Genomic DNA, 13,706 nt, shown 5'->3' with positions numbered 1-13,706 from the left:
AATAGGGTCCGCCGGGCCATCTTGGCTTAAGACATTGTCCGAAACGGATGTGATTTCATCTTCGGTATGGGGGCCGCAGGTGTTGAAGCAAAGTCTCGTCGTGATCGACGTGCTTGCGCGCGAGACGATGCTGTTCGCCGCCGCAGGCCTGTTGATCGGCGGCATCGACGATGCGCTGGTCGATCTCTGCTTCCTGGGATGGTATGTCGCCGACACCGCGCGTTGCCGACCTGTTCAGCGCGCATGGTCGGCCCTGCCCGATGCGCAGGGGCCGCTGGTCGTGTTCGTGGCCGCATGGGACGAGGTCGCGGTGATCGGACATATGCTCGCCGCCGCGGTTCAGCGGTTCGAGCATCCCGACTATCGCATCTACGTCGGCCTTTATCCGAACGATCGTCCGACGATCGCCGCTGCCGCGGCGGTTGCTGCGACCGATCCTCGCATCCGGCTGGTCATCGGCGATCTGCCCGGACCGACGACCAAGGCGGGGTGCCTGAACACCGTGTGGCGTGCCTTGTGCGACGACGAACGTCGCCAGGGCTTCCGCGCGCGTGCGGTCGTGCTGCACGATGCGGAAGATGTCGTGCATGCAAGGGAGCTTTCGACATTCGATACGTTGATCGATCGTTATGCCGTCGTCCAACTGCCGGTCCTGCCGCTGATCCGCCGGGGATCGCTGGTCTCGGGCCATTATGCGGACGAGTTCGCCTATGCCCATGGCGTACAGCAGATCGTTCGCAACCGCCTCGGCGCCGCGATGCCGCTCGCCGGGACGGGGTGCGCCATTGCGCGCGATATGCTCGGCCGGCTGGCCGATGAGCGGGGCGGAGATCCCTTCGATGCCGCGAGCCTGACGGAAGATTACGAGATGGGCCTCAGGATCGGCGAACTGCACGGGCGATCGGCTTTCGTGCGCCTGCGCGATCCTGTCGACGGCTCCCTGATCGCGGTGCGAGCCTATTTCCCCGAAACGCTGCAAGCGGCCACCCGACAGAAGGCGCGGTGGATGACGGGCATCGCGCTTGCGGGGTGGGACCGCACCGGATGGGCGCGTCCCCATGCTCTAGGCGACCACTGGATGCGGATGCGCGACCGGCGCGCGTTGCTTTCCGTGCTGGTCCTCGCGATCGCCTATGCCGCGATCCTCCTATGGGGCGCCAGTCTGCTGCTGCATCTGGCGACCGGCCGAGTGGGCGACGCTGCCTATCTGGCGCCTTGGCTGGCGGTCTCCACGACGGGGCTGCTCGGCTGGCGGATCGCGATGCGGATCGTCTGCACCGGCCGAACCTATGGTGGTAGGGAGGCCCTGCGATCGGTGCCGCGGTTCTTCGTCGGCAACGTCGTCGCGCTCGTCGCCGCGCCGCGCGCGCTCGCCCGCTACGTGCGGCTGCTGCGCGGGGGCACCGTCGCCTGGGACAAGACCAGCCATGCCTTTCCGGACGGCACCACGCTACCGAAGTGAAGGGTCGGCCGCTTCGCTTCCTCGCCGGCGCGCTGGCGATATGGGTATTCGCGCGCAGCGCCGCCCTGTGGCCCGTCGGGCACCAGGCGGATGCGGTGGCCCCGCCGGCGCCGATCCCGTCGGCGATCGCCGCGATCGCGTTGCGTACCACGCAGGCGAGGCGGGTCGCGCAAGCGGCCATGACGCCTCGTGCGGACCCGAGGAGCCGCCTTTCCAACAACGAACGTGCAGCACATGGCAAGACGGATCACCGATCACGAGGGGCCGGCACAATCCACGATGCCGTGCCGACGACGTCGCTGACAGAGCAGAAAGTGGCGTCGGGGGAGGATCGCGCCGCGTCTCAAGCCATCTTGCCGATACCGGTCGCGCCACCTCCAGCGGCGAGACCCCCTTCCATCACGGCAAGACGTGGACGGCTGGCCGCCAGCCTTTGGGGCATCGTCCGCGGCGGATCGAGCAGCGCACTGCTGGGCGGTCAATTGGGCGGATCGCAGGCGGGACTGCGCGTGACCTACGCTCTCGACAGGGGGCGGCGCCTCGCGCTGGCGGCTCGATTGTCGACACCGCTGAATGGTGCGGGACGAGAGGCTGCGATCGGCATCGACTGGCAGCCCACCGCCGTTCCCATCCACCTGATCGCCGAGCGCCGCATGGCGCTGGATGGCGGCAGGGGCGGTCCGATGCTGGGCGTGATAGGCGGCTTCGGCCCCACCGCGATCAGGGGCAGTTGGCGGGCGGAAGGATATGCCCAGGCAGGCATCATCCGCCGCGACGCCGCCGAGGGTTTTGCGGACGGCTCCCTCCGGATCACGCGGTCCGTGGTCGATCGCGATGGCGTGCGCGTCGATATCGGCGGCGGCGTCTGGGGCGGCATCCAGCGCGGCGCGCGACGGCTGGATCTCGGACCGACGCTCGGCCTGTCGCTGCCCGCAGGGGCCCGCCGCCTGCGCATCGCCGCGGATTGGCGTCAGCGGATCGCGGGCGAGGCGCGTCCGGGATCGGGTCCCGCGATCAGCCTGGGCAGCGACTTTTAGGGGGTGCGGGCACCCGCCGGCTGCGCCTATAACGCCAGCCCGTGGACCTGTATCTTCCCATCGCCAACCTGTCCGTCAACGCGCTGGTGATCGTGCTGCTGGGTGGCGGCGTCGGTTTGTTGTCGGGAATGTTCGGCGTCGGTGGCGGCTTTCTGACCACGCCGTTGCTGATCATCTATGGCATTCCGCCGACCGTGGCGGCCGCGTCCTCCGCCAGCCAGGTGACGGGCGCCAGCGTCTCGGGCGTCTTCGCCCATTTCCACCGCGGCGGGGTGGATGTGAAGATGGGCGGCGTCCTGGTCGCCGGCGGCGTCCTCGGCAGCTTCGCGGGGGCCTGGATCTTCCGGCTGCTGCAGCGCAGCGGCCAGATCGATACGGTGATCGGCGTCATCTACGTGCTAATGCTGGGTTTCATCGGCTTCACCATGGCGCGCGAGTCGATCGTCGCGATCGGTGTCAGCCGCGGCGGCCTGAAGCCGCGCCCCCGCAAGCGCCGCCATCATCCGCTCGTCGCCGCTCTGCCGCTGCGCACGCGATTCTATGCGTCGGGCCTGTACATTTCGCCGCTCGCCCCCCTGCTGCTCGGGTTCGGTACCGGCATATTGACCATCCTGTTGGGTATCGGCGGCGGCTTCATCCTGGTGCCGGCGATGATCTATCTTCTGGGCATGGCGACCAGCGTCGTGGTGGGGACGAGCCTTTTCCAGACGCTGTTCGTCACCGCCATCGCGACGATGGTCCATGCGACCACGACCAAGGCGGTCGATATCGTGCTCGCCGCCTTGCTGCTGGTCGGTTCGGTGACCGGCGCGCAGCTGGGCGCACGGTTCGCGACCAAGGTGAAGCCGGAATATCTGCGTCTGGCGCTGGCGATCATGGTGCTGCTCGTCGGGCTGCGCATCCTGCTCGGCCTCGTCTGGCGTCCCGAGGACATCTTTTCGGTCGAGCTCACGTGATGCGCGCGGCGCTCGCCGTCCTGGCCCCGCTGCTGATGGCGCAGTCGGTGCCCGACGCCAAACCGGAGCTGGTCCCCGACGTCTCGCAGCGCAATATCGAAATCGCCTACAGCTTCACGGGCGCGGAACTGCTGCTGTTCGGCGCGATCCTCTACCCGGGCGGCCGGCGCCCCGCCGGACAGGCGCCGACCGACATCGTCGTCGTCGTGAAGGGACCGACGCAGTCGATCCTCGTCCGGCAAAAGGAAAAGATCGCCGGCATCTGGGTCAATGCGAAGAGCCAGCGCTACAGTTCGGCACCGTCCTTCTATGCGCTCGCCTCCTCGCGCCCGATCGAGCGGATCGTCGACGAGCGAACGCGCGCGATCTACGAACTGGGGCTAGGCAGCCTGCAGCTATCCCCCGGCGCGGGCACGCTGAGCGACGTACAGGAGCGGTTCCAGCAGGGTCTCGTCGACCTGAAGCGGCGGAGCGGCCTGTATGTCGAGGCACCGCATGCGGTCGAGATCACCGATGGCGTGCTCTATCGCGCGCGCTTGACGATTCCCGCGCGCGTTCCGGTCGGGCGGTTCAGCGCGGAGACGTTCCTGATCCGCGACGGACGGGTGCTGGCGGCGGCGGTACGCGACATCGACATCCGCAAGTCGGGGTTCGAGCGGTTCGTCGCGCGTGCGGCGGACCGGTCGGCTATCCTCTACGGGCTGACCGCCGTCGCGCTGTCGATCGCGCTGGGCTATGCGGCCGGCATGGTCGCACGACGCATGTGAGGATGGCGGAGATTCCGCCGAAATGACCACCTTACGCTATCTTAACCGCTGCGCGGGCATAGCCTAGGTCCGATATGCTTAGAGGCGCGATGTGATGAGTGAGATGCCTGGCCCGCGTGCGTTCGAGAACGCCGTTCCCCTGGGCTATGGCGCGGCGGCGCTACGCGGCGGATCGGGTCCCCTGACTCCCATCGGGTGCGTCACGTCCGTCGGCGGCAGCGGCAGCCGCGTTCTGCTCGATCGGGCGAGCCTCGATCTCGTCAGCGCGGATGGCGATCCGGTCATTGCGGCCGCCGGACAGGTCGGCGGTCAGATCAAGATGCGCGTTGCGGGCGCCTGGCTGATCGCAAATGTCCGCAGCCTGTCGCTGCAACAGGGCGTCGGCCAGGACTGGGTCGCGGCAGACATCGACTTCTTAGGGGAGGGCGACGAGGAGCGCCTGACCGGCAAGCTCTACAATTTCCGGCGCGGCGTCACGCGCTATCCGGTGCCGGGATGCGAGGTGTTCCCGATCAGCACCGCCGACCTGCGCCAGATCTATTCGGCGGCCGATCAACCGCATGTCGAGGTCGGCCACGTCCATCCCACCCGCGACGTGCGGGCGGCGCTGTACATTGATGCCATGCTCGGCAAGCATTTCGCGCTCGTCGGATCGACCGGTACCGGCAAGTCGACCGCGGCCGCGCTGATCCTTCACCGCATCTGCCAGATGGCGCCGCAGGGCCATGTGGTGATGATCGACCCGCATGGCGAATATGCCGCGGCTTTTCGCCACACCGGGGCGATCTTCGATGTCGGCAACCTCGCCATGCCGTACTGGCTGATGAATTTCGAAGAGCATTGCGAGGTCTTCGTCACCAGTGCCGGTGCCGAGCGCCAGATCGATGCCGATATCCTCGCCAAATGCCTGCTGGCCGCCCGCGCCAAGAACCGGCTCGGGCAGGAGATCGCCAAGCTGACCGTGGACGCGCCGATCCCCTATCTTCTTTCCGACCTGACGCAGTTGATCCAGGCCGAGATGGGCAAGCTGGACCGCGCCGGCGATACCGCGCCCTATCTGCGCCTCAAGACCAAGATCGACGAGATCAAGGCCGACCCGCGCTATTCGTTCATGTTCTCGGGCATGCTGGTCGCCGACACGATGGCGGATTTCCTGGCGCGGATCTTCCGGATGCCGGGGGACGGCCGGCCGATCTCCATCGTCGACGTATCGGGCGTACCGTCGGAAATCACCGCCGTCGTCGTCGCGGTGCTCAGCCGCATGACGTTCGACTATGCGATCTGGTCGCGCAACGAGCCGCAACGGCCGATCCTGCTCGTTTGCGAGGAAGCACACCGCTACATTCCCGCCGGGCGCAACGAAAAGGGCACCGCGGTCGGTCGCATCCTCGGTCGCATCGCCAAGGAAGGCCGTAAATATGGCGTCAGCCTGGGGCTGATCACGCAGCGGCCCTCCGATCTCGAGGAGGGCGTGCTGTCGCAATGCGGCACGATCATCGCCATGCGGCTCAACAACGAGCGCGACCAGGCCTTCGTTCGCGCGGCGATGCCGGAGGGCGCACGCGGGTTTCTCGATGCCATTCCGGCGCTGCGCAACCGAGAGTGCATCGTCTGCGGCGAGGGCGTGTCGATACCGATCCGCGTCAGCTTCGACGCCCTGGAGGAAAGCAAGCGTCCGGCATCGGGCGATCCGCTCTTCTCGCAGCTGTGGCGCGATGCGGGCGGCGAGGATTCGATCCTGGAGCGGACGATCCGGCGCTGGCGTGCGCAGGGACGCTAGGGCGGGCACCGTCCCGATCCCGCCTCGCGGGATCGCGCGCTAAACCGTCTCGCGCGACTGCGACGGAAGAAATGTCGGAAGGCTGCAGATCGGTGGCATCGCGATGTGGGCGGCGTCTCGCATACGCCGCCGACCCGATCGCCGATCAGCCGGCGTGGTCGACCCGGACCGAAAGCAGCCCAGCGACCCAGTTGCGGAACCGACGGCGCTCCGGACCCGACAGCGTCTGGGTCGTGGCGAAGGAGATCGATCGCGGATTGATCGTCTGTCCGTTCCGCCACACTTCCCAATGGAGGTGCGGGCCGGTCGACAAGCCCGTCGAGCCGACATAGCCGATCACCTGCCCCTGGCGGACATGCTGGCCGCGCGCCACCGCGATGCGGCTCATATGGCCATAGCCGCTGGCGAGGCCTGCGGGGTGGGCGAGCTTGACGAAATTGCCATAGCCGCCGGAGCGGCCGGCGGATTGCACCGTGCCGTCGAGCACCGCGTAGATCGGGGCGCCATAGGGCGCACCGATGTCCAGCCCCTTGTGCATGCGCATGAAGCCGAGCAACGGATGCATGCGAAGGCCGAAGGAAGAGGTGATGCGTCCGGCGACGGGCATGCCCATCGTACCGTGGCGTTCCGCCTGGCCGTTGGCGTCGAACCAGGTGGGGTGATCCCCGTCGGCGCCATCGTCGTCGCCATTGCCCTGCTGCCAGCGAACGAGCTGTACCGCGCGGCGGCTCTGGTCGATGCCGGCGAACAGCAGCTTGCCGAGCCGCACTTCGCCGGTCGCCGCGCGTTCGCGCTCGACGATCAGGTCGAACGTGTCGGCGGCATGGACGTCGCGTCCGATCGACAGGCGGGTTGCGAGCGCTTTGATGTACGTTTCCACGATACGCGCAGGCACACCGGCGGCGCGCGCCGAACGGTACAGACTTGAGCCAACGAGACCCTGAATCCGCAGCGGCGTGGCGTCGATCGCGATCGGCTGGCGCGTCAGCGCGAGGCCGTCGCCGGCGCGATTGAGGGTGACGTTGAGGTCGAACCGCGCGCGCATCGCGAGCTTGTCGAGCGGGCGCGCGACCGTCCTGTTCGGACGCCGGCCGAGCGTGAGCGCGATGCGCGTGCCGGGCGCGATCGAGTCGAGGTCCGTGGTCTGGCCGATAAGCTCGGCGGCGGCGCGCGCATCCGTACGACCGACGCCGGCCCTGACGAGGACGCGGTCCAGCGCGTCGCCCTCTCCCAGCGTCGCGCTGAGCTCGACCTGCGGCCGCTCCGGCGCCTCGGCAAGCGGCGCGACGAGGTCGCCCGCCGCCATGCGCCGACCGGTGTCACCGCCCCAGGCGAGCGGCGCGATGCCCTGGGCGCGCGTTTCCTCCCACGCGGTGCCGGCGAGCGGCGCGGGCACGGCGCCCACCAACGGACGGTCGAACCCGGGCGACACCATCCACGCCGCAGCGATCAGGCCGCCCAGCGTGCCCAGGCCGCGCCACCATTGGCGGCTGCCGATCTGCGACCCGAGGTCGGGGACCCAATCGACATCGTGCGTCGCATCGAGCACGGCGGCATGAAGGCGGGCGAGCAGCGAGGTCGGCGCCGGGCCACGCGACGCCGACGCCGCGAGGCCTGGCGGCGTGCGCGATGCACCGCCACCGGCAAGTTCCAGACCCTGATCGTTGCGCAGGAACACGCGTGCGACGCCCCAAAAAGCCCTTCGATCGCCGCGCTATCCCCCCGGCGTGGGATGAAGCGTTGTGGGGATGACGTGCTAAAGTCAAATTAACCGGTCGATCCCCGGCGCTTCGCTGCGATGGATTGTGGTCGACCTGCGGCGGTTCGAAACCCCGCGAAAGCGAGCGTCCGGCCTGGCGACACGCGCCTTGCCGCCTGCACCGCCGCCGGCACCGCCGCCGCTCGCCGGCGCGGACGCGTCGATCGTCCCGATCATCCGGACCGGCGGTGACGGGTAGCTTTGCGTTATTGCGTTCGTCCGCGCGAATGCCGATGTTGCGGACATGTCAGGTGGCGTCACCGCGGTCCTGGGACCGACCAATACCGGCAAGACCCACCTGGCGGTCGAGCGGATGTGCGGCCATTCGAGCGGCATCATGGGGTTTCCGCTGCGCCTGCTGGCGCGGGAGGTCTATGACCGGATCGTCGCACAGAAGGGCGCGGACAAGGTCGCGCTGGTGACGGGCGAGGAAAAGATCGTTCCCCCCCATGCGCGCTGGTTTCTCTGCACCGCGGAAAGCATGCCCGAGCACGACGCGGCCTTCGTCGCGCTGGACGAGGCGCAGTTGGGCACCGATCCGGAACGCGGCCACGTCTTCACCGACCGCCTGCTGCGCCGACGCGGGCGCGAGGAGACGATGATCCTCGGGTCGGAAGCGCTGCGGCCGATGGTGCGCGCGCTCGTGCCCGATGCGGAGATCATCGGCCGGCCGCGTTTCTCCAGGCTCACCTACGCCGGGGCCAAGAAGATCAGCCGCCTGCCCAAGCGCTCCGCCATCGTCGCGTTCAGCGCGGAGGAGGTCTATGCCGTCGCGGAGATGCTGCGCCGGTTGCGCGGCGGGGCGGCGGTGGTGATGGGCGCGCTGTCGCCGCGCACGCGCAATGCGCAGGTGGCGATGTTCCAGGCGGGCGAGGTGGATTACCTCGTCGCCACGGACGCGATCGGCATGGGCCTCAACATGGATGTCGCGCATGTCGCCTTCGCCGGCCTGTCCAAGTTCGACGGGCGGCGGCAGCGGCGGCTCACGGTGGCGGAGATGGCGCAGATCGCGGGCCGCGCCGGGCGCCACCAGCGTGACGGCACCTTCGGTGCGATCACCGAGGAAGGCCCCGGTGCCTTCCTGCCCGAAGAGGTGCTGGCGATCGAGGAGCATCGCTTCAAGCCGATCGAGCATATGTACTGGCGCAGCGGCACGCCCGACTTCTCGAGCGTCGATGCGCTGATCGCCAGCCTCGAACGGCGGCCGGAGCCCGGCGTCCTGATCGCGGCCCCGCAGGCGATGGACCTGGCGGTGCTGAAGCGATTGGCGGACGAGACCTGGGTCCGTGACCGCGCGCGCGGCGGCGCGATGGTCAAGCGTCTGTGGGCCGCCTGCGGATTGCCTGATTTCCGCAAGCTCGGCCTCGATCCCCATGCCCGCTTCGTCGCGCGGCTGTTCGGCTATCTGTCCGAGGGGCGCATGGTCGTGCCGCATCAGTGGTTCGCCGACGAGATCGCGCGGCTCGACACGATCGCGGGGGATGTCGAGACGATCGCTGGACGGATCGCGGCGATCCGCACCTATGCCTATATCGCCCATCGCGCCGACTGGCTGGCGGAACCGCAGCTGTGGGCGGAGCGGACGCGGAGCATCGAGGAGCGCCTGTCCGACGGCCTGCACGCGAGCCTGACGCAACGGTTCGTCGACAAGCGCACGACCGCGCTCATCCGCCGGATCGGTGCAGACGCGGGGGTCCTGCCGGTGACGATCGGCCCGGAGGGCGAGGTGCTGGTCGAGGATCATGCGATCGGCCGGCTGGACGGTTTCCGCTTCACCGTCGATCCCGCCGCGCGCGCGGGCGACCGCCGGCTGCTCCTCGCCGCGGCCGAGAAAAGGCTGGTCGGCGAGCGCGGGCGGCGGGCCGAGGCGCTGGTCGCGGCGGAGGATGCCGCCTTCTCCCTGACGGACGACGCGGTGTCGTGGCAGGGTCATGTCGTCGCGCGGCTGGTTGCCGGCCCGTCGCTGGCGCGGCCGCAACTGAAGCTCGACCGCGATCTCGACTGCCTCGACAAGGCGCAGCGTATGGCGGTGCAGGCGCGGCTGCAGACATGGCTTTCGGCGACGCTGGCGAAACGCGTGCCCGCGCTGGTCGCACTGGCGGACATCGCGCGCGACGCGGGCGCGACGCCCCACCTGCGCGTCGTCGCCGGCGAACTGGAGGCGGTCGGCGGCCTGTCGCCCCGCCTCGCGCTGCACGAGCCGCTCGCCGCGCTGTCTTCGGAGGAGCGCAAGCGTTTGCGCAGGGCGGGCGTGACGATCGGCGCGCTCGACCTGTTCGACCCGCGCCTGCTCAAGCCCGCGGCGGCGGGATGGCGGCGGACGCTGCTGGGCCTGCGCGGTGTCCCGCCGGCGCTGGCGCGGGAGGGGGCAACGGTGCTGGCGCGCGGGGCGGCGGGCGCCGTGCCGGCGGCGGGGTTCCGGCCGCTCGGAGCGCAGGCGGTGCGCATCGATCTGGTCGAGCGGATCGCGCGGGCCGCCCATGACGCACGCGAGGGTCGCAAGCCTTTCGCACCCGATCCGGCGCTGGCGACCTCGATGGGGCTTGAATCCGCGACGGTCGCGCGGTTGATGGCGGAACTGGGGTTTCAGCCGGCCCGCGGTGCGGAGCCGGGCTGGGTCTGGCGGGGTCGGCGTGCGCCGCGTGCGGCGGCGCGGCCGACGCCGGTGCCGACCGGCGCGTTCGCTGCGCTGGCGGGATGGCGGCACCATGGTTGACGGCGGGCCAGGCGGCGGCACGATGCGGCTCGACCGCTTCCTGTGGTTCGTCCGGCTCGCCAAGACGCGGGAGCGGGCGCAGGCGATGGCGAGCGACGGCCATCTGCGGATCGACGGGCGTGCGATCGACCGGGCGCATGCGCCGGTGCGTGTCGGCAATATCCTGACCTTCGCGCTGCATGGCGAGGTGCGCGTGCTGCGCGTGGAGGCCCTGCCCGCGCGTCGCGGGCCGGCGCCGGAAGCGCGCTCCTGCTACCAGGATCTCGTCGCCGGCGATGCTGCGAACCTCTCGCAAGCCGCCGCGATCGATTGACGCGGGGCGGAACGCGGCATAGCAGCCGGCCGTTCGTGAACAAGACGCCCGCCATTCGGGCGCGCGAGGGAGTCCCCATGACCTACGTCGTCACCGATGCCTGCATCCGCTGCAAGTATATGGACTGTGTCGAGGTATGTCCGGTCGACTGCTTCTACGAGGGCGAGAACATGCTCGTCATCAACCCGTCGGAATGCATCGATTGCGGCGTGTGCGAACCGGAATGCCCGGCCGAGGCGATCCTGCCCGATACCGAGAGCGGTCTGGAACAGTGGCTGGAACTCAACAGCACCTTCTCCGCGCAATGGCCCAACGTCACGCGCAAGCTCGACCAGACCCCGCCCGATGCGGATGCGATGAAGGGTGTCGAAGGCAAGTACGACAAGTTCTTCTCGCCGGAGCCCGGCAAAGGCGACTGAGCTTGGCCGTGGCGGCACGGAAAGGCTGATTTTTTTATCCGATCCGGCGATCGGACAGGCGATCTGCCTCATCTGCACTGGTAATTTTGTTGCGAGCGTGTTAAATGGTCCGTGACGGGCGCGACCTAGCGCGCCGCCCGCCGGAGACGTTCGTACCAACCATCCTCGCGCCGTTTGGCTCCACGGATCTTTCCTTCGGGGCCGGGCGGCTTTCCTTTGCGGGTGATGGGACTTTGTAGAAAGGCCCGTTCATGGCTGCCAAGGCATTGTCCTTCGATGTCGGTGATTACGTAGTTTATCCGAAGCATGGCGTCGGCCGTGTGATCGAGCTGCAGAAGCAGGAGATCGCCGGGACCAGCCTGGAGCTCTATGTCCTCCGCTTCGAGAAGGAGCGCATGACGCTGCGCGTTCCGACCAACAAGGCCGAGTCGGTCGGCATGCGCAAACTGTCGTCGGACAAGACCATGCGCGAGGCGATGGAGACGCTGAAGGGCAAGCCCAAGGTCAAGCGGACCATGTGGTCGCGCCGGGCGCAGGAATATGAGGCGAAGATCAACTCGGGCGACCTGGCGTCGATCGCCGAAGTCGTGCGCGACCTGTTCCGGGCCGACGACCAGCCCGAGCAGAGCTATTCCGAGCGGCAGATCTTCGAGGCTGCGTGCAGCCGCCTGGCGCGCGAGCTCGCCGCCATGGAGCAGATCGACGAGCCGAAGGCGCAGGAGAAGATCCTCGAGATCCTGCGCGCCGCGGCCGCGATCTACAACAAGGAGAAGGTGCCGGCCTGATCCGGCATCCCTTCTGCCAAGCAGAAAAAGGGCGGTCCCGGTGGGGCCGCCTTTTTTCGTTTACGCACGTAATTGTCGGCTGTATTAGAGAAATACAACAGTTGGAGAGACCGACCATGACGCGTGCCGTGACCTTGCTTCTGTCGATCGCGCTGCCCTTTGCGGCGCCGCTCGCCGGCACCGACGCCGCGGAGCGCGATCGTGGCCCCGGACTTGCCGGCCAGCGCCAGGGTGCCGGTTTCGTCTATCCCGGCGCGCGCGGGTTCGACGGCGTCTCGCTGGGCGGGGCCGCCCGCGTCGAGGTGCGCCATGGTCCGGCCTGGTCGGTCCTGGTCGAGGGACCGGCGGCCGCGCTCGCCAATTTCCGCGTCGCGGTCGAGGGGCACACGCTGCAACTGGGGCGCCGGTACGACGGGCGCGACGACGGCGCGCTGCAGAAGCAGATCGTGGTGCGCGTGACGCTGCCCAGACTGTCCAGTGCGTCGGTCGGCGGATCGGGACAGATGCGGCTCGATCGCGCCGAAGGCGACTCGGTGTCGCTGAGCGTCGGCGGATCCGGCGGCCTGCGCGTCGATCGGCTGGAGGCGCGCAACGCGGACCTGAACGTCGGCGGATCGGGGTCGATCGCCACCGCCGGCCAGGTCGGGGCGCTGACGGCGAACGTCGGCGGATCGGGCGGCGTGGACGCGCCCGGGCTGCGCGCCGCGCGCGCGAGCGTGTCGGTCGGCGGTTCGGGCAATGTGCATGTCGCCGTCGTCGGACCCGCGGACGTCTCGCTGGCGGGCAGCGGCAGCGTCGACCTTGGTCCGCAGGCCCGCTGCTCGATCAGCAAGGTGGGCAGCGGCACAGTGCGCTGCGGCCGCTGAGTACTCAGCGGCACGGTGCGCTGCGGCCGCTGAGTACGCTTGCGCACAATCCCTGCGTGTATTATAAAACCAATACACGCAGGGAGAAACGGTGATGCGGACGGTGGCGATCCTGATGGTGGCGGGCGTGCTGGGCGCCTGTTCGGCGCGTGAGACGGGTGACGAGGTCGCCGCCTCGGGCGGCGGCACGTCGCGCAGCTATGCCGCGCGCGACTTTACCGGACTCCTGCTGAAGGGCGGCGACGATGTCGACGTGCGCGTCGGCACGGGCTTTTCCGTGCGTGCGGAGGGGCCGGGCGGCGAACTCGATACGCTGCGCATCGCGCGCGACGGCGACACGCTGGTGATCGGCCGGCGCCAGCGCACGCTGATCGGGTGGAGCAGCCGCAAGGATGCGGTGAAGGTCTATGTGACGATGCCGCGCCTCGCCGCCGCGACGCTGGCGGGATCGGGAACGATGGCGGTCGACCGTATCGAGGGCGGCAGCTTCGAGGGCACGCTGGCGGGATCGGGCGATCTCAACATCGCCGCGCTCGCGACCGATGCCGCGACGCTGTCGATCGCGGGATCGGGCGACGTCCATGCGGGCGGCGCGATCAAGCAGCTGCGCGTATCGATCGCCGGATCGGGCAGCCTCGACGCGGCCGGGCTGAAGGCGCAGTCCGCGGAGGTGTCGATCGCCGGATCGGGCGACGTGCGTGCATCGGTCGCCGGCGATGCCAAGGTGAACATGATCGGGTCTGGCGACGTCACGCTCGGCGCGTCGGCGCGTTGCAGGGTGTCGAAGCTGGGATCGGGCACGGTGCAATGCGGGAGCATGGCGACCGAACGCTGAAGGCCGGTCGC

At 69.0% G+C, this 13,706-nt stretch carries 12 protein-coding genes; 11 read left to right on the top strand and 1 reads right to left on the bottom strand.

Translation table 11 applies throughout. From position 1 onward, the window contains the following. Positions 1–79: 79 nt before the first annotated feature. The 5 genes from IQ292_RS04115 to IQ292_RS04095 all read left to right on the top strand — a co-directional run bounded on the left by IQ292_RS04115 (position 80) and on the right by IQ292_RS04095 (position 6,002). Positions 80–1,462, top strand: a complete 1,383-nt coding sequence (locus IQ292_RS04115; RefSeq protein WP_338057582.1) for a glycosyl transferase family protein — start codon at positions 80–82, stop codon at positions 1,460–1,462. A gap of 509 nt (positions 1,463–1,971) precedes the next feature. Next, positions 1,972–2,499, top strand: coding sequence for a hypothetical protein (locus tag IQ292_RS17595; RefSeq protein WP_287979224.1), 528 nt, complete (start codon positions 1,972–1,974; stop codon positions 2,497–2,499). 41 nt (positions 2,500–2,540) lie between these two features. Continuing rightward, the gene (locus IQ292_RS04105) at positions 2,541–3,455 is read left to right on the top strand and encodes a sulfite exporter TauE/SafE family protein (RefSeq protein ID WP_203309047.1); all 915 of its coding nucleotides are present in this window, start codon (positions 2,541–2,543) and stop codon (positions 3,453–3,455) included. After that, entirely contained in the window at positions 3,455–4,222 is a 768-nt protein-coding gene (locus tag IQ292_RS04100; RefSeq protein ID WP_203309046.1) for a TIGR02186 family protein, read from the top strand. The genes IQ292_RS04105 and IQ292_RS04100 overlap by 1 nt, the downstream gene beginning before the upstream one ends. A gap of 94 nt (positions 4,223–4,316) precedes the next feature. Beyond that, on the top strand, positions 4,317–6,002 hold the full coding sequence (locus IQ292_RS04095; RefSeq protein ID WP_203309045.1) for an ATP-binding protein: 1,686 nt from the start codon (positions 4,317–4,319) through the stop codon (positions 6,000–6,002). A 145-nt stretch (positions 6,003–6,147) separates the two neighbouring features. Here the strand turns inward: IQ292_RS04095 and IQ292_RS04090 are convergent, their stop codons facing one another. Next, positions 6,148–7,680, bottom strand: a complete 1,533-nt coding sequence (locus IQ292_RS04090; RefSeq protein ID WP_203309044.1) for a M23 family metallopeptidase — start codon at positions 7,678–7,680, stop codon at positions 6,148–6,150. A gap of 325 nt (positions 7,681–8,005) precedes the next feature. Here IQ292_RS04090 and IQ292_RS04085 point away from each other — a divergent pair, with 325 nt between their 5' ends. The 6 genes from IQ292_RS04085 (at position 8,006) to IQ292_RS04060 (ending at position 13,695) form a co-directional block, all read left to right on the top strand. Next, a complete protein-coding gene (locus IQ292_RS04085; protein ID WP_203309043.1) occupies positions 8,006–10,477 on the top strand; it encodes a helicase-related protein in 2,472 nt (823 codons plus the stop codon). After that, positions 10,470–10,790: an RNA-binding S4 domain-containing protein gene (locus IQ292_RS04080; protein WP_238940790.1), complete on the top strand. Its 321-nt coding sequence runs from the start codon at positions 10,470–10,472 to the stop codon at positions 10,788–10,790. The genes IQ292_RS04085 and IQ292_RS04080 overlap by 8 nt, the downstream gene beginning before the upstream one ends. Before the next feature lie 77 nt (positions 10,791–10,867). Further along, the gene (fdxA, locus tag IQ292_RS04075; protein ID WP_203309042.1) at positions 10,868–11,209 is read left to right on the top strand and encodes a ferredoxin FdxA; all 342 of its coding nucleotides are present in this window, start codon (positions 10,868–10,870) and stop codon (positions 11,207–11,209) included. Positions 11,210–11,460: 251 nt separating this feature from the next. Next, positions 11,461–11,994 (top strand): CarD family transcriptional regulator, encoded by a 534-nt coding sequence (locus IQ292_RS04070; RefSeq protein WP_115378114.1) that lies wholly within the window; start codon positions 11,461–11,463, stop codon positions 11,992–11,994. 116 nt (positions 11,995–12,110) lie between these two features. Continuing rightward, positions 12,111–12,860, top strand: coding sequence for a head GIN domain-containing protein (locus tag IQ292_RS04065; protein ID WP_203309041.1), 750 nt, complete (start codon positions 12,111–12,113; stop codon positions 12,858–12,860). 94 nt (positions 12,861–12,954) lie between these two features. Beyond that, complete coding sequence (locus tag IQ292_RS04060; protein ID WP_203309346.1) at positions 12,955–13,695, top strand: head GIN domain-containing protein; 741 nt, start codon at positions 12,955–12,957, stop codon at positions 13,693–13,695. The last annotated feature ends 11 nt before the right edge of the window (positions 13,696–13,706 follow it).

Source organism: Sphingomonas beigongshangi, from assembly GCF_016820445.1.
In the GTDB taxonomy this organism is placed as follows: Bacteria; Pseudomonadota; Alphaproteobacteria; order Sphingomonadales; family Sphingomonadaceae; genus Sphingomonas; species Sphingomonas beigongshangi.
This window is presented reverse-complemented; position numbering and strand designations above follow the sequence as displayed.